The organism is Ochrobactrum sp. P6BSIII (genome assembly GCF_014138065.1).
Lineage (GTDB): Bacteria > Pseudomonadota > Alphaproteobacteria > Rhizobiales > Rhizobiaceae > Brucella.
The window spans coordinates 413,442-435,589 of the sequence record NZ_JACGXB010000002.1 but is presented as its reverse complement, the minus strand read 5'-3'; the positions used below and the strand labels follow the sequence as shown (position 1 = coordinate 435,589).

The window sequence follows — 22,148 nt, the reverse complement described above, 5'->3', positions numbered from 1 at the left end:
CTCTTATGCTGCCTCGACACGGGCCGTACGCAATGTCCCGATCAGATCGAGATAGTGCGAAGCCGTCGTGTGGATGGTGTCCGGATGGCGTGCATTGTCGCTGAGTGACTGACGCAGCTCCGGGTTTTCCGCCATGCGGCGCATGGCTTCCGCCAGCGCCTGCGGATCATTGGGCGGAACGGTCAGGCCGTTTACGCCGTCCGTAATCATTTCAGCCATGCCGCCGATACTGGAGCAGATGACAGGGCAATCCTGTCCCTGTGCTTCCTGAATGACGAGGGGCGCATTCTCCCACCAGATCGATGGCATGATGGCGCAATCGACGGTACGGATCAGTTGCGCGATATCTTCACGCCGATAAGCGCCACGCCGTTGCACGAAAGGGGCGGTTTCAGAGAAAAGCTGGTCGATCTCGCTGACAAAGCTTTCGCTTTGAAAGGGTGCCGCGCCATGCACGCGCAATTCGAAGTCGAAGCCCTCGTTGATCAGCTGCTGCGCTGCCCGGAGCAGAACAGTCGCGCCCTTCCACGGGTTCAGATTGCCGAAATAACCGAACACAGGCTTGGTTCTTTCGCGACGTGGGGTGTCGATGGCAGGGCGTTCCGGTTGGCCGTTTGGAATGACGCTGATCAGTTCTTCCGACAGACCCCAGTCAACATAACGCTGTTTCAGGAATTCGCTTGGAGACACGAAGGCGTCAACCGCGCTCAGCAATGACTTGATGTGGCGCTCGCGCAGCACGAATTTGTCGAGCGCTATGTCCTTGAAACAGGCATGGCAGCGATCCGGGCTGGCGCCGTAGCAAAGTTCCTTGCCCGTTGTGCGCACCATCAGACCGTCATGGTGACAGATCGGGTAATAGTCATGCAACGTCAGGACGATACGGCAATCGGGCAATGTGCGGCGGACAATATGCGGAAATTCCGCACCGAGCAGCAGCAGGTGGTGAAGATGCACCACATCCGGGCGGAAATCCTTCAGTAGTTCCACAATGTCCGGCACTATGCCGTAGAGATCGACCTGGCTCATGTTGAAACGGTCGAAATGACCAGACCAGAGCAGGATTTCATCGCCGCCATTGCCGATGCTCTGAAAGCTCGTTCCCGGGCGTTCCTGACGGTGAACCTTATTGGTGGCTCCGAGGAATAATGCTTCGCAACCCGCACGCTGATAGGCACGGAACAGGTCATGCGCGAATATTTCCGTCCCGCCGGGATGCAGGGAGGGGTGATTATGGGCAGCGACGAGCACGCGTTGGGCCATCAGACAGCGCCTCCACGTGTCGCAATGAACAGATCCTGATAGTGGTCGGATGCGATCCCGCGCCAGTGGCCGAATGATTTCAGTTCCAGTGTCAGGCCGACGCCCGCAAGGGCGCGATCCAGAAAGCCATTCTCAAAGCCGACGGCCGCGAGTGGCGGCAGCTCCGGCACATACCAGCACGGGCCTGCACCGCTGCGTTCGAAACTGAGACGCGGGTCGCGTTTGCCATGGCGGTCACGCGCGGCAATGTCATCGACGACAAAGGCGGTCATGAACAGTTTGCCGCCCGGCGCCAGCACACGGGCAATTTCCCGCAGATAGACTTTGACTTCGTCAGCGGCGAGATGCGTCACCACCGACGTCATGATGACAAAGTCGACACTCTTGTCCGGAAACGGCAGGACGAGGTGATGCCCGTCGACCGCGCCACGCGGATTGTAGAGCGCATGGGCTATATCAATGTGCTGAAACTGGAAGTTCGGATAAAGCGCGCTGATGTGCTGACGGCACCAGTTCGTGCCACCAGCCACCGGATCAATGCCCGCATAACGACCCTTGGCAGGGTCGAGATACTGGGTCAGCGGAACAGCCATGCGTCCGATGCCTGATCCGATATCGAGAACGCGCGCATCCGGCTTGAGGCCGCCTTTGCGGATGAAATGGCCGAGAAACTCCGCACCAACGGCCCGGAAATCGCCGTCGCCCACAAACACGCTGTTGGGGTCGGGTGAGGGCAGGAAGCGGTTCTTCAAGACGGCGCGTGTCAGCCAGCCGATCTGTTCTTCGGGAATTGGAAGTTTGGTTTCAGGCTGTTTCAGCGCTACCACGTCGGTCAAGCGACGCTCCTTTCATATTTGGCAACGATCACATTGGACGACGGCGCGGTCTGCGCCTCATCCTCTGGCGGAGCCATCAGGTCGGTGATGTCTTCGTCCCAGCGCTGGGTGTGCATCCAGGAATTATATTGGCTGGCAAGGCCGCGCATATAATCAGCGCTACGGCGGATCGAGCGGCGCTCGAAATGATACAGCGCGACGGCAGGGTCGTAGTAAACCTGAAAGCCAAGCTGGCGGATTTTCAGGCAGAGATCACTGTCTTCATAGTCACCGATCACATAGTCTTCAGTATAACCACCGACCAGATCGAAGATGTCCTTGCGCGTTATCAGGCAGGCGCCTGTAACGCCGGGAACATCGCGTCCTACAAGGGCAGGCGCATAGCTGCCGGGCATGCCCTTGTAGTAATGATGGTTGAGCCAGACGCCGTGGCGGTCACGGGCAAAATAGAGGCCTGCGTGCTGGAGCGAGCCGTCTTCAAACAGAAGTCGGGGGCCAATAGCGCCGAGCCGCTTGTTGTCGAAGAGCGGTTGCAGCAATTCTTGCAGCCAACCGTGCTTTTCCGGCACGACGTCGGAATTCAGCATCACAATGGCCGTACCTGTTGCAACGCTTGCCCCCGCATTGCAGGCGCGGGCATAACCGCCATTGCGGTTCATGATGACAAGGCGAAACGGCAGGTCATGCAAGATATGCAGGCCACCCAGCATATGCTCGGTGTCGTCGTGTATTTCCGGCGAATCGAGAACGAAAATGAGTTCTGCATTGGCGACGATCCAGGGATCGGTTGCCAGTGATGAAAACTGGAAGCGCAGGAAATCGAGATTGCGATAAAGCGGGATGACGATCGACGCGACCGGGTTGGCGGGCGTGGTGCCGAAATCCTTGATCTCTGAAATGCGCACGGTCGCGCCCAGCTTCTTTTCCACTTCGGTCAGAGCGGGAGCGAGAATGGTCTCAAACACTTTCGGGCGTGCATGCTGTGGCGGCACGGCGCGCAAGATCCGCTTACGCTGCTCTGCCGGTTCGAATGGCTGCGCGGCAGGGACCAATGGCGCGGTTGCTCCGGATGTGAGCCGCATCTGGAAACGCGGTTGCAGAAGCGGGCCAAGGTTCTTGGCCGCAGGCAGCCACGCGACAAATCCCGTCACATCGGCCTGTGGCGCATCTTCGCGCTTGGCGATCTTGCCGGGAAATTTGTGGAAATGGGCTTTCAGTGAAATAGCACTGCCATTGGCAGGCAGATATTCGATATCGCCGAGCATCGCCGATGGATCGTGATACCAGCCACCGACGATCAACCCGTTATCCAGCGCAAGCGCAAGGTCGATTTCCGCCGCCGGGTTATGGCTTGCGGATTGTGTGATCTGGCGCACAGGAAGAGGCGAACGGCTTTGCAGGTCAATGGCTACGGCCGGGCCGCTTGGATCGAGTTTGGCGAGCTGGCTGACCAGAAATTCGCGCAGATCGGCATTGCCCTGCCATTTCGTCCACCATTTGCCGAAATCCATCGGTTCCGAGGGACCATCGGATAATTTACGGATCGCAACGCCCTTCTGTCCGGTCAGCACGAACAGGAACGATGAGGGCAGGGCTTGCGGAGATTCAACCAGAAGATGGCAGGGCTGCCACGCCTTGTGCGACTGCTGGCCGACCGTGAAGCGCGGAGGGATAACGATGACGCTTCCATTGCTGACGCCATAGATGGCTGAAATTTCGCCCAGCATCGGATCGACAGCAGTCTCCAGCAGATGATGCCCGGCAACCGGCTGGCCGCAGTTCTGGATTTCGCGCGGCTCAGGTGTCAGCGCCAGCGTGATGTCGCGAACAAGCGCTGCAAAAGTCTGATTGCGCGACAGGCGGAAAGCGCTGCGCCATGTGGTCAAAATGGTCGAAAGCAGCTTGATATGCCCCGGCAAGGTCAGGTCTGACAGCATGCGTTCGCTATCAAAGGATGCAAGCTCATTGGCCGGATAGAGAATGGACTGAACCGTGGGGCCGAGGGAGCCCGCAGAAAGCGCAAATTCAACAGGTTCGGTGCCGGTGCGCATAGCCCAGAACATGCGTGTACCGCCACTTTCCAGCGGAATGCCGACGCTCAGCAGCGGTACCGGCTGGACAGGCATTTCAAGCGCGCATTTGGTCGACTGGCGTGCCGGGCTTGGAATATCCCAGGCGATCACAGCAACGTCGGCGCAAAGACGGCAGATGGAGAGATTGTCGGGCTTGCTTTCCCTGATATCGCGCGTTCCGATATCGCTTGCTCCGGTGCCGCTTGCAATTTCCGCCGAATGGTCGAGGTTCAATGCGAATACCCTTTCATTCTTGTCGGATGCAGGAAAATCAACAAAGAGCCCGCATTCTGATCCGAAAACTGGCAGTCACTTTTCGGAATACGCTTCAAAATCAAAAACGTGCCCGGCGGGAGGCTGCCGGGCACGCCATTATTGGTTCAATCAGTGAACAGTGAAGTACTGGTCGGGATGCGACTGTACGTCGTCGGCACTGGTGTTCACGAGGGTAACGGTGTCGCCATTGCCGAGATCGACAACGACATTGCCACCAACCTGCGTGACGCGATCGGCAAGATCGTCCGCGGACGAAATGTCGAGGCCATTGATGCCCTTCTGAATCTGAAGGATATCCTCGCCAGGATTGAAGTCGAGAATGACGTCGTTTCCGCCGCCACCATTGAAGAGGAACGTATCGCTCCCGTTACCACCGATAAGGATGTCGTCACCGGCGCCGCCATCAAGGATGTCGTTACCGTTGCCGCCATACAGGATATCGTTGTGAGCGCCGCCATAGAGCAGGTCATTGCCGTTGCCGCCCTGGAGAATGTCATCTCCATTGCCGCCAAACAGCACGTCGCTGCCATTGCCGCCGCTCAGGATGTCGTTTCCTTCATTGCCGTAAAGAATGTCATTGCCATTCTCGCCGAACAGGACGTCATCGCCTGTACCGCCGAAAAGAATGTCGCTGCCATTCCCACCGAAGATGGTGTCATTGCCATCCCCTCCGAAGACGAGATCATCACCGCCATGGGCACGGATGAAATCGTCAAAGCGGGAGCCGAACAACACGTCGTCGTAGGCGCCGCCTTCTAGAGTGGCCATCTGCTTCTCCTTGTGTTCCGTTGGGTTTCACAAGCCGGAATGCTCCGACCATTATGCTCGTAGTAGTCTGATACGTATCTTAGATAAATACAACATTGGAAAATGGTATAATTATAAGAATAGCGTGTAACAATTTATTACGAAAAATTTATATTCCGATTTAGTGAACTTCTTTTGAAATTACTTTTGTATCAATAATAATTTATATTTGGATTATATTTAAGCGCAAATTGCTTCAAAATTTGAAACGTCACGTAATTGTCAAGAAAATGCCTATTTTTCAAAGCGATGACGCCGCGCATCGTTTTTAATGCGCGGCGCCTCAAAAATGCGAAAAACTGATCTTTCTTTAGGGAATACTGCGAAACGCCGTTCTCCGGCGAATGGAAATCCAAGCTTGAATCTCCCCAGAACCAGATTCAGTCAGGGAAGAAACCCAGGCAATTCCATTCTGGAACATCTTGCTTGCTGGTCGCTCGAAACTTCGAGCGACCAGGTTCTAATCTTCACGGAAGGCGCGGTTTAGGCTGTCGGTGATCGGCGAAACGATATAGTCGATCGCGCGACGTTCCTTATGCACGATGATGACTTCCGCAGGCATGCCCGGATACATACGGGCCGTTGGATTGGCGGCAAGCGAATCCGGATTTATTTCGGCACGGGCTACGAAATAGGCCGTGTTGGTCTTGTCATCGATGGTCTGGTCGGCGGCGATATAGGTCAGTTTGCCGTCGAAAGGCGCCATGGAGCGCTGATTATAGGCAGTCAGCTTGATCTGCGCATTCGACCCAACTGCGACACTGTCGATATCGTTGGGGCTGACTTTCATTTCCACCACAAGCGGCTCGTTTTCAGGAACGATATCCATGATAGCTTCGGCGGGGGAGATGACACCACCCGGTGTGCGCAGGCGAATATTGGCGATGATGCCTTCCTGTGGAGCAAGCACCTCAACGCGGCGCATCACGTCTTTCGCGGCGATGATCTGTTCTTCCGCGTCGGAAAGCTCAACCTGACTGGTGGTGATCTCACCGGCGATTTCTGATTGGAGGTCGCTTTCAATGCCGGACAGGGCGAATTCTGCGCCCGCCTTGGCCTGCTCGGCCTTGGCCTTGTCACCGGTATATTCGCCGCGATCACCCGCAAGCTGGCTTAGCCGGGTCTCGATTTCGGTCAGTTTGGATTTCTGAGCAAAGCCTTTCTCGACAAGGCTGGCGATTGCCTTGCGCTGCTCTTCGATCAATGCGATCTGGCGGTCGGTCGCAGCGATCTGTGCCGTGGAGGCCTTGGCCTGCTCGGTATATTGCTCGATGGTTTTCTGCTGAATGTCGATCTTGCTTCGCTTTTGCGTCTGTCGCTTCTCGAAGAATATCTGCTCGGCGCGAATGGCATTTTTTGCATTCTCGCCGCCTTCCTCGAATTTATCCGGGAAGGTGATTTGGTGTTCGCCAGCCTGTTCCGCTCTCAGACGCGCCAGTTTGGCGATCAGGCCGATCCGGCGGCTTTCAAGCGATTGCAGTTGCGAGCGCGCCTTGGTGGCATCGAGACGGAGAAGCGGTTGACCGACCTTGACCAGATCGCCTTCCTGCACCAGCAGCCGGTCGAGGATGCCGCCTTCCAGATGGCTGATGGTCTTGCGTTTCGAATCGACGATGACGGTTCCATTGGCAACGGCGGCACTACCAAGTTCAGCGGAATAGGCCCAGGCGAAGAAGCCGCCAAAGGCAACACCAATGGTGGCCAGTCCGGCGATGATCAGGCGGCGCAGCGGAGACTGGTTGTCTTCGCGCTCCAGATCATAAGCCCATTCTGGTTTGACGCTGCCGAAGCGGGTGAGCGCCTTGTGGTCGGATGATTCTGCACGCGGCGCGAGCAGATTCGAAACGCGGCGGGGAATGACGGATTTTCCGGTCATGAGTTCACGGCTCCTGCCTGCGGATTATTGTTGCCCGGCGTCAGCGACGCCACAACGTCGGTGCGCGGACCGAATTGCGTGATGCGGCCGTTTTCAAGCACCAGCAGCTTGTCGGCAACCTGCATGATAGTTGGGCGATGTGCGATCATGATGACGATGGCGCCATCATCGCGTGCGTGTTCGATGGCGCGCATCAGGGCGCGTTCGCCGATGGCATCGAGATTGGAATTGGGTTCGTCGAGTACGATCAGGCGCGGGCGATTATAGAGGCAGCGCGCAAGCCCGATGCGCTGGCGCTGGCCGCCCGAAAGCGTCAGCCGTCCGTCGCCGACCGGTGTGTCGTAACCGAGCGGCATGCGCCCGATCATTTCATGCACGTCGGCAAGGCGCGCCGCTTCCAGCACGCGGTGCGGATCGCTGTCGCCCATGCGCGCAATATTGTCCTTGATAGTCCCGTCGAGCAGCGAGACCGACTGCGGCAGGTAACCGGCGATTTCACCAAACGAGCCGCGCTCCCAGAGATAGACATTATTGCCGTCGAGGAAGACGCCGCCTGAGGTGGGCTTGACGATGCCGATCAGCAGGCGCGCAAGCGTGGATTTACCTGCCGCCGAGGGGCCGACAACGCCGAGCACTTCACCGGGCGAAATCGAGAAGGAAATGCCCTTGATGATTGGAACTTCCACGCCGGGAGCAGCATAAATCAGCTTGTCGATAACCAGATCGCCATTGGGGCGCGGGGTCGGCATGGTCTGGCGCACGGCAAGGTTTTCGGACAGCAGAGACTGAACACGCTTCCAGCTCGCTATCGCGCTGACCCATTGACGCCAGTTCTCCACGATGCGGTCGAATGGCATCAGCAGGCGACCGATGATGATACTGGTCGCGATCATCGCGCCGGGCGAGATTTCCTGCTGCATGGCAAGCAGCGTACCGATGCCGAGCGATGCAATCTGGATGATAAAACGCGCCGTGCGCGCAATAGACGACAGGGCTTTGACGCGGGTGCCGCCAAGGTCGAGAACCTCAAGCGCCTGCATCTGCACGGTGCGCCAGCGACGGGCGAGGGCAGGCAGCATGCCCATGGCTTCGATGACTTCGGCATGGCGCAGGCTGCTGCCGATTTTGGTCACCGCTTCGATATTGGCCTGATTGGCTTCCTGAATGAGATTGCGGGTCAGGAGGTCGGTCAACAGGCCGCAGGCAACCAGAATGACGACCGCAATGACGCCGATAACACCGAGCATCGGATGCAGCAGAAATAATACGCCGAGAAAGATCGGCGACCATGCCGCATCAAGCGGCGCATTGATGGCGGGTGAGGTCAGAAAGCCGCGCAGTTCTGTCAGGTCGCGCAGGGTCTGCGTCGCTTTCGGCAGCCCCTGATCGACCGAGGCCTGAACGGCGGCGGTCAACACGGCCAGGTTAAGACGGCGCACCAGCGCGGTGCCCATGGCCTGAAATGATAGCGCCCGGATGAACTCCAGAACGCCGAAAACAATCATCGCTCCGACAGCGAGAATCGTCAGCATGGTCAGCGTGTCGAGACTGCGGCTGTTCAGGACGCGGTCATGAACCTGCAACATGTAGAGCGGTACGGTCAGTTGTAGCAAATTGATACAGGCACTCAAAAGCACCGCATAAAGCAGTCCCGACAGGAAGACGCGCCGGGCCCTGTAAATTAGGCTTTTCGGCGAAATCCCCACTTCATCGGTGGCTTTTTTGCCGGCGGGGCTCTTGCCATTTAGGTTCTTTTGGCCAGTATCGTTCATACGCGGTCTGCCTTGGTATGGTCACAGGTCGTGGATATCCCTAAAGAGAGTCACCCATCTATCAGTATTATTCAAGTAATACCGCTTAGAATGTGACGGAAAAAAGTTATTACGGCGGGGAAATGCGAAAGGAGACAAGAAAATCTAATTGAAAATTTCTTCAAAATTTGAAGTAAAATTGAAAATGGAGAGTAAAAGATGCAAAAACTTCTGCACGAGGGAGTGGAAGTCGAAACATCAATTGACGGATACTCATCCGTTGATTTTCCTGAAGTAACCGCCGAGAAACAGGAACGCAGAAACCCGGTCCATACAGTCGTAGTTACTCATTTCGAACTGGCCCGGATGATTGAACGAGTGAACCGCCGCTTTGTGAGCCTCCTGAAGACGGAGCTGACCAAGTTGGGGGTAGAGGACATTGGCCCGGCACAGACGCTTGTTCTGATGGCGATTGGCGATGTCGAGCTCACTGTGGGTGAACTACTGGATCGCGGGCACTATGTCGGGTCCAACATTTCCTATTATTTAAAACAGCTTACCGATGGCGGTTATGTTGATCGTGTTGCCTCGCAGCGAGACAAGCGGTCGGCACGCATTCGTCTGACAGACAAGGGCGAACGCCTTTGTCTGAACCTGAGAAACGCCAGCAGGGACTATCATCATATCCTTGCTCGCGATGACGATGATCTTCGAAATCTCGAAATCGCATACCAGACTTTACACAGGCTGGAATTGCTGTGGGGCAACGCCGCACGGTACGGCATTTGATGTTGATCGACGAATATCGACCAAAAAACCTACACGTTTTGTGACATGCATATAGCTTTTGTGCACAGACGTGGATTTGGGCAGTTCGCTGCTTTGGCCGGGCATCTGGCTGAAAGCGGACATGATGTAAGCCTGATTTGCGAGACGGTGGACCGTCGCCTCCCTGCGGTCCGTGTCATTCGCCACAGAGTTGAATCTGGTCCTCGCACCGATGGTGCGATGGCCAGATATCTCGAGGTTCCGGATCATCATACCCGGATCGGTTACCGTGTCGCCGAAACGCTTGAATCGATGGCGCGGCACGGTCAACCGCCGGACATAGTCATAGGTCATATCGGCTGGGGCAGCATGATGTTCGTCAAGGACGTGCTGCCCTCGACGCCGGCGCTTGGCTATTGCGAATTTTTCTATCGGGCGCATGGTGCGGATGTCGGCTTTGCGCCCGATGACAAGCCTGATGTTGAGATGCGTAAGCGACTGCGGCTTAGAAATATGGCGCAGCTCGTAACGCTCGAAAGCATGGATGGCGGTTTTAGTCCAACACACTGGCAGAAGAGCCTTTATCCGAAGGCGGCGCAGAATCGCATCGCCGTCGTGCATGAGGGCGTCGACACGAAGGTTTTCTATCCGGACCGTCACGCATCCTTACAGCTGCCGGATGGTCGTGTTTTGAAGGCTGGAGAATCGCGCGTGATCACCTTTGTGGCGCGCGATCTCGAACCCTATCGGGGCTTTCCGCAAGTGCTGGAAGCGGCGGCGAAAGTCATCCGCCAGAACAAGGATGCCATCTTCGTCTTCGTCGGCGGAGACGGTGTCAGTTATGGCACGCCTCCACCCGGTGGCGGGTCCTGGCGGGAGCATCTTTTGCGCGATCACGAGCTGCCGCCCGACAGGGTGGTGTTTCTGGGCTCCATCCCGCATGCGGATTTGCGCAAGCTTTACCAGATATCGACGGCGCATATCTATCTGACCTATCCGTTCGTGCTGTCCTGGTCGGTGATCGAGGCAATGGCGTGCGGCGCGCTGATCATCGGCTCCGACACGCCGCCAGTGCGCGAGGTGATCCGCGCCGGTCAGAACGGCCTGCTTGTTCCATTTTATGACACGGATGTGCTGGCTCAAACGGTGCTGGACGTTCTCGCCGACCCCGATGCCTGCCTCCAGATGCGGGCGGCGGCGCGGCGAACCATCGAAAATCGCTTTCGGTTGTCGGAATGTTTACGTCAGCAAAAAACGTTGATCGATGCAGTATTGAATGTCCGATGAGCAGTATGTGGCGACAATCGGGCATTCAAGTGCCTGTATTATAATATAATAGCCCGCAATTCTGCGTGTTTACGAGGTATAGTGAATATATCTGCATATTGTTTCAAATTTTGAATTAAACCATTTTCAATTATTCGCAATATTATCATATAGTTGACGCTATATCACTGTTGACAATACATGGTCTGTATTTTCTCATTGTACTTGTAGGCCGAACCTCCCAATCGGCCATCAGACAATGGACGATTATGTTGAGCACACCACTTCCTGCGATCTCGGGGCGGAAGAACCGCCGCTATGCCATTGCTTCGATGCGTGATCGTGAAGCGCTGGAAGCGACTTCTCTGGGCGACGTGACTGCTTTCGTTGAAGGCGACGGCAAGCGTCTGCGTCTGGCGAATACATTTCCGCTCATTGCGGTAGCCGCTTCTGATGAAGGCGCACACGAACTGAACACGATCCTGCAGCAGCTTTATCGCATGCGCACCATACCGGAAGTGCCGGTCGTGCGCGTTGATGAGGCCGGGCCGGAAACCGTGCCCATGCTGGTGACCCAGTTGCTGGAAAGCAGTCTGGACCGCCTTGTCGGGCATGTCAGCAAGGTGCACGCGGAACTTGCCATGCTGCGCCGCGAACGCGAAACGATGTTCGAAAATTATCGCGCCATCGAAGATGCCTTTCATGCGCGCAATTGGGATTCGTCGACCGAGATATTCAGCCACGCGCCTTTGGTGGACCCGAAGGATGAAGGCTTTGCGCGCCTGCTGCGCGAATCTGAAATCGAGCAGCTTTTTCCGGTTTCGAGCTATGCCGTGTCGGGCTTTGCGCTGCATTTCCGCGATCTGCCCGCCAACCGCAATGGTCAGCTGATTGTCACGCTGGATTATCTCGAAAATGGCGAGGGCATTGCCGAATGGCTGGTGCCTTATGGCACGCTGCATTCGGAGTGGAATTTCTTCTCGCTCCCAAAAGCCTGCGACGGCAGCCATCGCACCTTGCGGCTGCGTATTTCGGCGACGGGCGGTGTTCCGCCGGAATTGTCGCTGGGCAATGTGATCGCCAATGAGCGCTACGCTGCGCGTGCCCGCATTCCGCACGCCGATCTCGACATGCGCCCGCTGGCACTGAGAATCTTTACCGGTCTGCCGGGCGTGCGTCCGGCATCGCTGCCAAATGCCATCGTGCCGACCTCGATGATTAACGGTCGCAAGGTGGATGATTATCGTCTGCCGATAGAGCTGCTGCGCAACGTCACCAATGTGTCGGTAACGCCGCTCACGCCGGATTTCCCGACGGTTCGTTTTCTGGAGCATGAAGACGCCATCGGTTGCCACCCGCTTGAAGAGGGCATCACCGCGGCGGCTATCCGCCGCGTGGTTGCACCGGGAACCGTGCGGATTTCAGCCCGTGCTGTGATTGATCATCCGGAAGGCCAGCCCTGTGCGGTCGGTCTGCTGCTTGTCAATCTGGCGTCCGATGCGCAGGAAGAAATCGGCGCGCTGGCTTCCATGGACAGGCGACGTTCGCAGGTTCTGTTCAGCGGCTGGTCGGAAGTGGCGCCCAATCGCCCCATCGACATCAACTTCATGCTCGAAGAGCCAATCGACCGTACCATGGATCTGGTTGTGTTGAGCAGGGCCGCCGGAGAGTCAGTCGATTTCTCCTGGTTGAAAGTGTTCAACTTCCGCCTCGTCAAGCATGTCGAAACCAGTCCCGCCCAAGAGGGACTGAAAGAGGCCGCGAATGTACGATAGATCGAAGGATTTGATCGTCGTCGCCATGCCGCTCTACGGACATGCGGCGCTGGCGCTTGAAGCGCTGGAATCGATCCTCACATCGCAGACCGTGTTCCGCACGCAGATCGTGGTGTCGGTGGACGGTGATCCGCGACGCGAAGTGTTCGACAGCCTGGCGCTCTATTCCGCAGCGCATCCGAATATCCATGTGATCTTCGGCGAAAATGCAGGGCCGGGCGGGGCGCGTAACCGCGCTGTCGATTATATTCTCGAAGAGATGCCGGACGTGAAAGCGGTCTACTTTGTCGATGCCGACAACCGTGTGCAGCCGCACACCATCGATACGCTTTATCGTAAGCTTCTCGCGTCGAATGCGGGCTGGGTCTACACGAATATCGACACGTTCTCGGTTAACTGGCGCGCCCATTATGGCGACAGCTATTCGCGTCTCATCCACTGTATCACGGACAATATTTGCGATACCGGCTCGATGATTTCAGCGGATGTATTCCGCAGCGGTGTCCGCTTCGATGATGACCGCCAGAACGGTTTTGAAGACTGGGAATTCTGGCTTTCAGCCATTGAAGCTGGCTTTGTCGGTACGCCGTGCCATGACACCGGCTTCGAATATCGTCTGCGTGCTGAAAGCCGCTTCAAGGAAGCCAATCGCGACCGTTCCGGTTCGATCAACTTTCTGCGCAAGCGACATAAGGCGCTGTTCCGTCGCCCGACATTGGTCGGTTTCGAGCACGAGGAATGCCCGCGCTATGGCGTCATTCGCGCAGGCGAGGGGACGGTCAGTTTCTTCACTGACCCGAGCCTTGGCGCGACTGATCTCAAGTTTGACGATGCGATCCGGGCGTTCTGGGGCAGTGTGTCGGAACCCGACAATTTCCACTTCCCGCCCTTTCTCGCTTCATCCAACACCGAGACCCTGAAATTGCTGGCGCGCTCGCGTCTGTTCCCGAACATTCTGTCGCGACTGGAAAAGCTCTCTGAGCAGGCCAACATCGTTTTCGTAGAACTGACGAATGTTGAAAACGAGCGGCGGATTGATACCGAAATCATGCCGTCCGGCACACGGCAACCGCATGCCGATCTGATTTTCGTGTCGACCCGGCTGATCCGCGAGATCATCGAAAACGATGCGCTCAATTGGTTCGCATCGCTGGGCACACAGCAATTGTGGCCCACATCGGCGCGCATGAAAGTGCGCTTTCCGTTCCCGCGGGTACGCCAGCGTCGCGCCTTGTCGCGACCGGAGCAATCCATGCTGAATCTGGTCACGTCGATCGCCACAAGCCCGCTGAAGCAGAGCGCGGCCATGCGCTGGACGTGGCGTCCGCGCCGCTTGCCCGCTTTGTCGGAAATGTATCAGGTGCTGCGCGACGAGCTTGGTGGTGGGCCTGTCCTGCCGCTCGCACATAATACCGCGAAGAAAAAAACGGCTGCCGTTCTGGTGCCGAATGCATCGTTTGGCGGCGCGGAAAAGGTGGCCTATGCCGCAGGTCGTGAACTGAAGAATCAGGGTTTTGAAACCCATCTCTTTGTTCTCGGCAATGAACGTATGGATGTGCTGGACGAGTTCGACCAGTCCTTTGATTATCTCCATTTCTGGAAGGATGGCATTCCGGCCTGGGGCGATACAAATCGCTTCCTTGGGCAGGATTTCATCACCGAGGATCATCCGCTCGACTGGAGCATATTGCGCGGTCAGCTTTCGGGCTTCGATCTCGTCGTGAACAACCACGTCATGGCGGCGCATCCGCTTATGGGCAAGCTGCGATCCGAAGGAACGCGCACGGCCTGTTATCTCCATGTGGTGGACGAAACGGTCTTCCGCCGTCAGGCTGGACAACCCTATGCAGCCATCGCTTTCGAACATGCCTATGATGCGTTTCTCACCTGTTCAGATCAGCTGAAAATCTATCTGCACAGTTTTGGCGTACCGTTCGAGAAAGTCTTCTCGGTGCCGAACGGAGCAAGCTTCTCCATCGATGCAAAGCAGCGCGCGCAGGTGACGGCTGCCCGCAAGGAAGGCCGAAAAGGCCGACCAATGCGCATCCTTTATATGGGCCGCCTCGACCGCCAGAAAGGCATCGACCGGCTGCATGACGCGATCATGAAGCTCAGAGAGCAGGGTATCTCCTTCGATGCGCAGGCGATTGGTGGGGAGATTCTCTCTGATGATCCGAGCGCATCCTGGTTGACGAAGCTGCAGGAAGCAGGTGTCCGTGTGTCGCCCCCGGTCTTTGACGGCAAGGATATCGCGAACCATCTTGCCTGGGCCGATGTGCTTTTGATGCCTTCTCGTTGGGAAGGTGCGCCATTGATGATTGCCGAAGCACAGCAGCTTGGCTGTGTGCCGGTGGCAACAGCGGTTGGTGCGGTTGATGAACTTATCAATCATGGCCGCGACGGCATCCTGATCCGCAATGGCAATGATGCACAGATCGTTGCCGACATGACGCGCATCCTGACCATTCTTGCGCAGGACAATGATGCGCTGATGCGCACGGCTGAAGGCGCTCTTGCCTCGGCAGCGCACCGCACATGGAGCGCAGCATTCTCCGACTTCACGGATTGGGCCAATGAAATCAGCCCTGTCTATCCGAAATCCCGGTCTTCCCAGCCGGACGTTGCAGACGATGCCAGCGCGATTGCCGTTCTCCCCGGCCGCGCAGTTGCCTGATTATACCAGAAAGGTCGACCTATGAGCCGCCCAGCCAACCCACGAATTCTAGTCACGGGCATCCCAAGCCATTTGACCCGCCTTATCCAGCGCGCGGAAAAAGCGCAGGTTTATTATTCGGAAAAACAACGCGTACCGGAATCCAAGGAAAACTTTATCCAGGAACTGAAGAACATCAGTAATACGGGTAATTATCTGATCGGAGAGGGCGCAATGACTGCCCTTCTGCCATCAGCAAAGCATATTCCGTTCTGGCATCTCTATAACTGCGTCAATAATGGTGCGGGTCTGGAAGAGATCAACAAGGAATTCGACATCTGCGTGTTTACCTGCGCCAATCTTCTGCGCAAGGGCCTGTCTGCGGATGCGGAAGCTCTGGTTTTGTCCAAACTGGACATGCCGGTGGTGATGCTCGGCATCGGCATCCAGAACCGCCCGGATATTGAAGGCGAAGACGGTCTGCCGGCCGGTACGAAGAAGCTTCTGGACGTGCTTAAATCCCGTGAGCATTATTTCCTCACGCGCGGCGAAAACGCTGCCGGTTTTCTGCGTGATCAGGGCTTTTCCTATGTCCGCCCGGTTGGCTGCCCTTCGCTCTATTTCCGTCCCGACAATATGCGCAAGGCGATCAGCCGCCTGCCGGATGTGAAGGTGGGCGAGGGCCGCACCGTCTTTACCGGCTATATGGGCGCCGAGCTGGAAACCATCGGCGACATGAATGCGCTGAGCTCCGATGATGGACGCTCGGCCTATGTCGTGCAGGATGAGCTTCTGCATTTCGACATGCAGCTTGAGCCTGACACCAATGGTCGCGCCTACGATTCAACGACGGGCGAGCTGGTCGGGCCGCTCACCTATAAAGGATCCGGCGATCTCAAGAAGAAGATCAGCGTTCACGCTTTTCTCGACACCAATCAATGGCGCGCCTGGTGCTCGACCATGGATTTCTCCTTCGGTCGCCGCTTCCACGGCAATGTCATTTCCATGCAGGCCGGTGTGCCGAGCCTGATGGTGGCCGTCGATGATCGCATGCGCGAAATGCTGAATTTCTCCGGTCTGCCAAAGATCGACGCCCGCGATCTCAACGCCGCCAACGACCGGCGCGCATTTGTGAGCGATCATATTGCGGCGATGAACATCCCCGACGTGATCGAAAAATATTCGGACCGCGAACGCAATTTCCGAAGCGCCCTTTCAGAAATCGGCATTGGATAACTCCCGATCCAAGAAGCCCTCTCATAACTCCAGCGAAGATGGATCATCATGCGCATAATGATTACCGGCATTCCGTCATATTTGATGCGGACCGTCGAAAGCGTTTCCGGGGCGAGCGTGAAGCATCGCCCCTATTTCGAACCTATCCGCACGAAGAAGGATGTGATCGATCAGGTCAAGAAGATTGCCAATACGGGCAATTATCTCATCGGCGAGGGCGCTGCCAACGCCGTGCGCGGCCACGACGTGACCTATGTTCCGTTCTGGCATCTCGCCAACAGCCTCAATTCGCCGGACACCTATGCGAAGCTCAATGAGAGCTTTGATCTGTGCCTATTCGCCTCGGCCAATCTCTTGCGTCCGGGCTATGCGGCAACGACTGAATCCTTCGTCTTCGAAAAGCTGAACATGCCGATTGTCGTCATGGGCATCGGCATTCAGAAAAAGGAAAATCTGAAGGAAGAGCTGCCGGAAGGCACACGCCGCTTCCTTGAAATTCTGCGCCGCAAGGAGAGCTTCTTCCTGACGCGTGGTCATTTCACGGCGGAATTCCTCAAGGATGCGGGCATGAAATATGTCCGTCCGACCGGCTGTCCATCGCTCTATTACGCGCCGGATCAGATGAAACGCTCGCTGAGCCGTCTTGCCGATCCAAGCCTCGCTGACGCGCAGAAAATCTCCTTCGGCGGCTATCTGGGCAGCGTTGCCGATACGATTGTGGATGCGCATGCACTGCTCGAAAAGGACAGTGTCGCAAGCTATGTCATTCAGGACGAAGTGATCGTCTACAATATGAACATGGCCGGCGAAGACCATTCCGAAGCCTATGATCAGGCGGCAAGCCGTATCACTGCACCCGTCGATTACAAGCATATGGAAAAATGGCAGCGCAAGAACGAGTTGCTGGTGTTCTTCGATACGCACAAATGGCGAAGCTGGATTTCCAGTCAGGATTTCGGCCTGAGCCGCCGCTTCCACGGCACGATTATCGGCATGCAGTCCGGCATTCCGGGGCTGATGATCGCCGTTGATGATCGTATGCGTGAAATGCTGGGCTTTGTCGGCTTTCCGCATATCGATGCCAGCGTCTGGAATCGTGAACCGCAGAAGAAGGCTTTTCTGCGCGACTTCCTTTCGAAGATAGACGTACCTGCCGCTATCAATCGCTATTCGGAATGCGAAGCCAATTTCAACGGCGCGTTGAAGGATATCGGCATACGATGAAACTGACGGTCATGAGCACCGGGGGCAGGAAACGGGCAATCGCAGCGCGTTTGGGTGTTGTCCTGCTTGGCATAATGCCGAACGGTGCTCTGGCCGATACGCGTTTCGGCGTCAACCGGGTCAACATGGCCTGGTTGCCCGCCGCAGAGCGCGAACAGATTTTCGACCAGATGGTGAAGAATGGCGTCGTCGCTGTGCGGCTTTCACTGACGCGGCCCATCGAACAGAGCATCGATGCGGTGCGGGTTGCGCATGAAAAGAAGCTGGCCGTCTTGCTGGAAGTCTCGCTGAACAATGTGGATTTTTATCCGGAAGGCACCAAGCCCCGTTCAGGGCGAGGCCGGATCTGGGACATGTACCGGCTATCGGACATTGATCCGAAACGTTTCCAGACAGCGATTGGTGATGCGCTTCAAAAGATCGATGCGCTTGGCGTGAAGCTGATCGGCGTCGAAACCGGCAATGAAATCAACTGGGGTGCCTATAATGGCGATCTGGCTATTTTGCCGAGCGAAAAGACGAAGACTGCTCGCTCGTTGAGTGAAATGGGAGAACTGCCCCTCGTGGAGAAGGGCGCGGAGAAATATGTCGAATTGCTGCGCGCTGTTCGTACTGAACTGGTGAAGACCAAGCTCAACGCAAACGCCAAGGTGGTTTCGGCGGGGCTGTCGGACATCCCCTTTGCCGATGCGGATCGGCGCGGGATCGATACGGTCGATCCGGAAGCCTTCACCGATCTTCTGAAAAAACATGGTCTCGATACCGTGGCTGATGGCTATGGCATCCACATTTATCCCGGTAGCAGCGGGACGCGTGCCGCGCGCGCCAAACATGTCAACAAGGCGCTTTCTTTCTGCGGCGGTGCCGATGGAAAGCCATGCTGGATTACCGAATGGGGCTTTGCCAACAAATCCAAGGCCTGCCCGGCAGATGACAATAATCGCCAGCAACTGGTCGAGAAGGCGCGGGAACGCTTCCGTCAGATGATGGATAGCGGCCAGATCGCGGCCGCTTATTATTTCGATTGGGATGAGGGAACTTACGGCGTCTGGCGTTGCGGGGCTCTGACCCCGGCAGGCCAGGCCGCAACGGTGACGAAATGAAACTCAAGACTGTAATCATTGGCGGTTCCAACACCGTCATGCTGCCCGGCTATCTGCCGACCCTGCTTTCGACCATGGCGCGTCGCGGGGTGGAGCTGGATATCGTGGCCGATCTCGCTGTCGGTGGTACGACGAGCGCATTCGGGCTCTACCAGCTGAAGATTTTCGAGCAGCTTGAAGACTGCGAATTGCTGCTGATCGAATATGCGATCAATGATGCGTTCGTTTATGGCGACGAGCGCAGGCCCTTCCGGCATTGGGCGCGGTTCTATGAGGGGATCATTCGCTACGCGCTGGAGCGTAATCCAAATCTGCGGATCGCAACGCTTGTTTTCGGCGCGCGCAACGGGTCGTTCCTGAACTCGGTTCCGTCCATCGACGCGGGCATCAATTATATCTCGCAATGGTATGGCACGATCTGCGCCGATGTTTCGCGCATGCTGATGCAGCAATATGGCCGCGATGCCGTGACCAACCCGTCTTTCTATCTCGATCAGGGGCATTATGCGCGTCCTATCAGTACAACTATCGTTGCCAATCTGATTGCCGATGTGCTGGAACCGGCGCTGTCCACCGCCCATCGCCCGAAGGCGCTTCCCTTTGCCATCGATCCTGACCACTTCGCCAATGCGCGCGCGCTCAGCGGTGTGCAGCTATGCAAGCGGCTGGGACGGACGCCGGTGGAATATAGCAATCGTCGCTTTTCGATTTCGGCAATTGACCTTGGCACTGACCGAATGCGCTTTGAGGTTGATAATGGCCAGTTGCTGGCGGTTGGCTATGTCTGTGATCCACGCACGTCACCGCTTGATGTGCGCATCGGCGATGAGTTGCACCGCGCTGCCATGATGAAAGGCGGCGTGCGTGATGGAACGTACAAGTTCCTCGCCTCAATGCTTAGCTTCGAGTTTCTCTATGGTGCCAGTCTGCTTGATGCGCGGGGCAACGTGGCGTTGACGCTTTCCAGTGCGGATAGCGATGTGGAACACAAGCTGCACGTTCCGAAAGACAGTGTTCGTCAGGATGAACTGCCAGCTGAACCGGTTTTGCCGATCTCCGGCATATTGTTTTCCGGCAATCTGAAGGTCATGTCGCTGGAAAAGAAAGCCGTGATGAGCGAGCCCATTTCGGAAGCCGCGCAATAGACATTACTCAACGAAAATCTTGACGCTTGCCGCACGGCCTGCGGCATCGATGACGGTCAGGGTTGAATAGCCCGTACCGTCCGGTTGCCAGGTGGCGGTGCGGCGGCGTTCAGATTCTGCGACGGGCTTGCCGTTGGCGAGCCATCGAAACGGTGCGCGGCCACCCTGCAATTTTAGCACGAGCGGCGAGGCGGTTTCAGTTAGCGCCTTCAAGTCCACATGTGCGCCATCCGGCGGAAAGATAATGCGCGGTGCGGGTTCCGTGGATGCCTTCAACACCGGGAGCGGATCGCTGGCCGATGAAAAACGCGTTTGCGTTACCGGCAGGTCGGCACGTGCTGTTCGGAATGCTCCGGCTGGCGCGCGCGGCAATGGCACTGAGACCACGCCCGACTTGACGAATGCATCGAACAGGATCGGTGCGGCAGATGCATAACCGGCAAGGCCCGGCACGGAGCCGCCATCGGCGCGTCCAACCCAGACGCCGAGAACATAACGTCCGTCATAGCCGACAGACCACGCATCGCGATATCCATAGGATGTGCCGGTCTTGTAGGCGAGGCCGCGGCGCGGTGCACCTTGTGGCGGCACGACACCTGCCAGAATATCTCCGATCTGCCATGACGCCTGTTCGGTGAGAATGGGGCCGGAGGGTTGTGTCGGCTCAGCCGTTTCGGTTCCGTCACGCAAGGCGGCGCCACGTCCGCCATTGGCAAGCCCGGTATAAAGCTGCACCAGATCGCGCAGGCTGATCCCGGCGCCGCCGAGCCCGATAGCGAGACCGGGCGCTTCGTTCTTCGGCAGTTGCAGATTGATGCCCGCCTGCCGGAACCGCGTGGTCAAACGGGCAGGACCAATGGCGTCCAACAGGCTGACAGTTGGGACATTCAGCGACATTTGCAGCGCTTGTCGGATGCTGACATCGCCCTGATAGCTCATATCGAAATTGCGCGGTCGATAACCGGCAAAGTCCTGCGGGCGGTCTTCGATAATGGTTTCCTGCGCGATCATGCCCTGTTCGAAGGCAAGCCCATAGATAAACGGCTTGAGCGTCGATCCGGGTGAACGCACGGCACGCGTCATGTCGATCCAGCCTTGCCGTCTGCCATCGAAATAATTCGCCGATCCCACTTCGCCGAGAATATTGCCGTTGCGGCTATCGGCCAGCACCATCGCCACCGACACTTTCGGTCCCAGTTTTGATGCGGCTTCTCGGGCCGAAGCTTCAAGCCCACGCTGGACGGATTTCTTCAAGGTCAGCTTGTGTCGCGCTTCGGTCGGTGCTTTTTTGAGCGCCAGATCAGCAAAGTGAGCAGCAAGTGCTGGCAGAGCATGACGGGTGGCGGAGATTGTCTCACGTTTGCCCCGTTCGGCTTCGTCGGTGGTCAGGACATCGGCCTGAACCATTCGCGTCAAAACGCGATCACGCGCTGCGCGTGCAGTGCTCGCGGCGCGGTCCGGGCGGCGACGTTCTGGCAATTGCGGCAAAGCGACCAACATTGCGGCTTCTGATGTGCTGAGCCTCAGTGGTTCCTTGCCGAAATAGGCAAGCGATGCCGAGCGCACGCCTTCCAGATTGCCGCCATAGGGGGCGAGCGTCAGATAGCGCTCCAATATCTGGTCTTTACTCAGACGGCGCTCAATCTGCACGGCACGGGCAAGCTGACGGAATTTGGAGCCGAAGCTGCGGCTTTCGCGTGGTTCTATCAGCCGGGCGAGCTGCATCGAGAGGGTAGAGCCACCAGACACAATACGCTGGTTACCAGCAAGCTGCACCGCTGCACGCGCTAAGGCCCAAAGATCGATACCGCTGTGATCGTAGAAACGCTTATCCTCATAGGCGATCAGCATTTTCACGAATTTCGGATCGACATCTTCAATGCGCGTGTTGAGACGCCAATAGCCGTCTGGTGTCGCATAAGCGCGCAACAATTCGCCATCGCGATCCATCACTTCCGTGGATATCGTCAGACGTTCAGGCAAGGGAGGAGGAAAAGCGCGGTCAAGCCAGTCAAGGCTGACCGTCGCAAGAGCGGCGATGCCGAGAAGTGCGGCACCGCCAATCGCTATTTTCCATCGCCGTTTCATGTGTTGATC

15 protein-coding genes are annotated in these 22,148 nt (G+C 56.9%); 8 read left to right on the top strand and 7 right to left on the bottom strand.

The genetic code is table 11. From position 1 onward, the window contains the following. Nucleotides 1–3: 3 nt before the first annotated feature. From FHW00_RS04325 to FHW00_RS04300, 6 genes are all read right to left on the bottom strand, one after another. Entirely contained in the window at nucleotides 4–1,263 is a 1,260-nt protein-coding gene (locus FHW00_RS04325) for a glycosyltransferase family 4 protein (RefSeq protein WP_078337050.1), read from the bottom strand. Beyond that, nucleotides 1,263–2,099 (bottom strand): class I SAM-dependent methyltransferase, encoded by an 837-nt coding sequence (locus tag FHW00_RS04320; protein ID WP_078337049.1) that lies wholly within the window; start codon nucleotides 2,097–2,099, stop codon nucleotides 1,263–1,265. The genes FHW00_RS04325 and FHW00_RS04320 overlap by 1 nt, the downstream gene beginning before the upstream one ends. Continuing rightward, a complete protein-coding gene (locus FHW00_RS04315; RefSeq protein ID WP_210276444.1) occupies nucleotides 2,096–4,405 on the bottom strand; it encodes a glycosyltransferase family 2 protein in 2,310 nt (769 codons plus the stop codon). Before FHW00_RS04315 ends, FHW00_RS04320 begins: the two co-directional genes overlap by 4 nt. Nucleotides 4,406–4,555: 150 nt before the next feature. Next, nucleotides 4,556–5,215 carry a calcium-binding protein gene (locus FHW00_RS04310; protein ID WP_078337048.1) on the bottom strand — a complete coding sequence of 220 codons (660 nt, stop codon included), beginning with the start codon at nucleotides 5,213–5,215 and terminating at the stop codon, nucleotides 4,556–4,558. Nucleotides 5,216–5,714: 499 nt separating this feature from the next. Then, nucleotides 5,715–7,130, bottom strand: a complete 1,416-nt coding sequence (locus FHW00_RS04305) for an HlyD family type I secretion periplasmic adaptor subunit (RefSeq protein ID WP_078337046.1) — start codon at nucleotides 7,128–7,130, stop codon at nucleotides 5,715–5,717. Then, nucleotides 7,127–8,902, bottom strand: a complete 1,776-nt coding sequence (locus tag FHW00_RS04300) for a type I secretion system permease/ATPase (RefSeq protein WP_078337045.1) — start codon at nucleotides 8,900–8,902, stop codon at nucleotides 7,127–7,129. The genes FHW00_RS04305 and FHW00_RS04300 overlap by 4 nt, the downstream gene beginning before the upstream one ends. 198 nt (nucleotides 8,903–9,100) lie before the next feature. Here FHW00_RS04300 and FHW00_RS04295 point away from each other — a divergent pair, with 198 nt between their 5' ends. From FHW00_RS04295 to FHW00_RS04260, 8 genes are all read left to right on the top strand, one after another. Beyond that, a complete protein-coding gene (locus tag FHW00_RS04295; protein ID WP_078337044.1) occupies nucleotides 9,101–9,670 on the top strand; it encodes a MarR family winged helix-turn-helix transcriptional regulator in 570 nt (189 codons plus the stop codon). A gap of 45 nt (nucleotides 9,671–9,715) precedes the next feature. Then, the gene (locus FHW00_RS04290) at nucleotides 9,716–10,936 is read left to right on the top strand and encodes a glycosyltransferase family 4 protein (RefSeq protein ID WP_078337043.1); all 1,221 of its coding nucleotides are present in this window, start codon (nucleotides 9,716–9,718) and stop codon (nucleotides 10,934–10,936) included. Nucleotides 10,937–11,184: 248 nt separating this feature from the next. After that, nucleotides 11,185–12,690: a DUF6212 domain-containing protein gene (locus FHW00_RS04285; RefSeq protein ID WP_078337042.1), complete on the top strand. Its 1,506-nt coding sequence runs from the start codon at nucleotides 11,185–11,187 to the stop codon at nucleotides 12,688–12,690. Continuing rightward, a complete protein-coding gene (locus FHW00_RS04280; RefSeq protein ID WP_078337041.1) occupies nucleotides 12,680–15,364 on the top strand; it encodes a glycosyltransferase in 2,685 nt (894 codons plus the stop codon). The genes FHW00_RS04285 and FHW00_RS04280 overlap by 11 nt, the downstream gene beginning before the upstream one ends. A 21-nt stretch (nucleotides 15,365–15,385) precedes the next feature. Beyond that, nucleotides 15,386–16,579, top strand: coding sequence for a polysaccharide pyruvyl transferase family protein (locus tag FHW00_RS04275; protein WP_078337040.1), 1,194 nt, complete (start codon nucleotides 15,386–15,388; stop codon nucleotides 16,577–16,579). Between the two features lie 48 nt (nucleotides 16,580–16,627). Continuing rightward, entirely contained in the window at nucleotides 16,628–17,803 is a 1,176-nt protein-coding gene (locus FHW00_RS04270; RefSeq protein WP_078337039.1) for a polysaccharide pyruvyl transferase family protein, read from the top strand. Next, the gene (locus tag FHW00_RS04265; RefSeq protein ID WP_078337038.1) at nucleotides 17,800–18,906 is read left to right on the top strand and encodes a glycosyl hydrolase; all 1,107 of its coding nucleotides are present in this window, start codon (nucleotides 17,800–17,802) and stop codon (nucleotides 18,904–18,906) included. The genes FHW00_RS04270 and FHW00_RS04265 overlap by 4 nt, the downstream gene beginning before the upstream one ends. After that, nucleotides 18,903–20,051, top strand: a complete 1,149-nt coding sequence (locus tag FHW00_RS04260; protein ID WP_078337037.1) for an SGNH/GDSL hydrolase family protein — start codon at nucleotides 18,903–18,905, stop codon at nucleotides 20,049–20,051. Before FHW00_RS04265 ends, FHW00_RS04260 begins: the two co-directional genes overlap by 4 nt. 3 nt (nucleotides 20,052–20,054) lie before the next feature. Here FHW00_RS04260 and pbpC read toward each other — a convergent pair whose 3' ends face one another. Beyond that, a complete protein-coding gene (gene pbpC / locus FHW00_RS04255) occupies nucleotides 20,055–22,139 on the bottom strand; it encodes a penicillin-binding protein 1C (RefSeq protein ID WP_078337036.1) in 2,085 nt (694 codons plus the stop codon). Nucleotides 22,140–22,148: the final 9 nt, after the last annotated feature.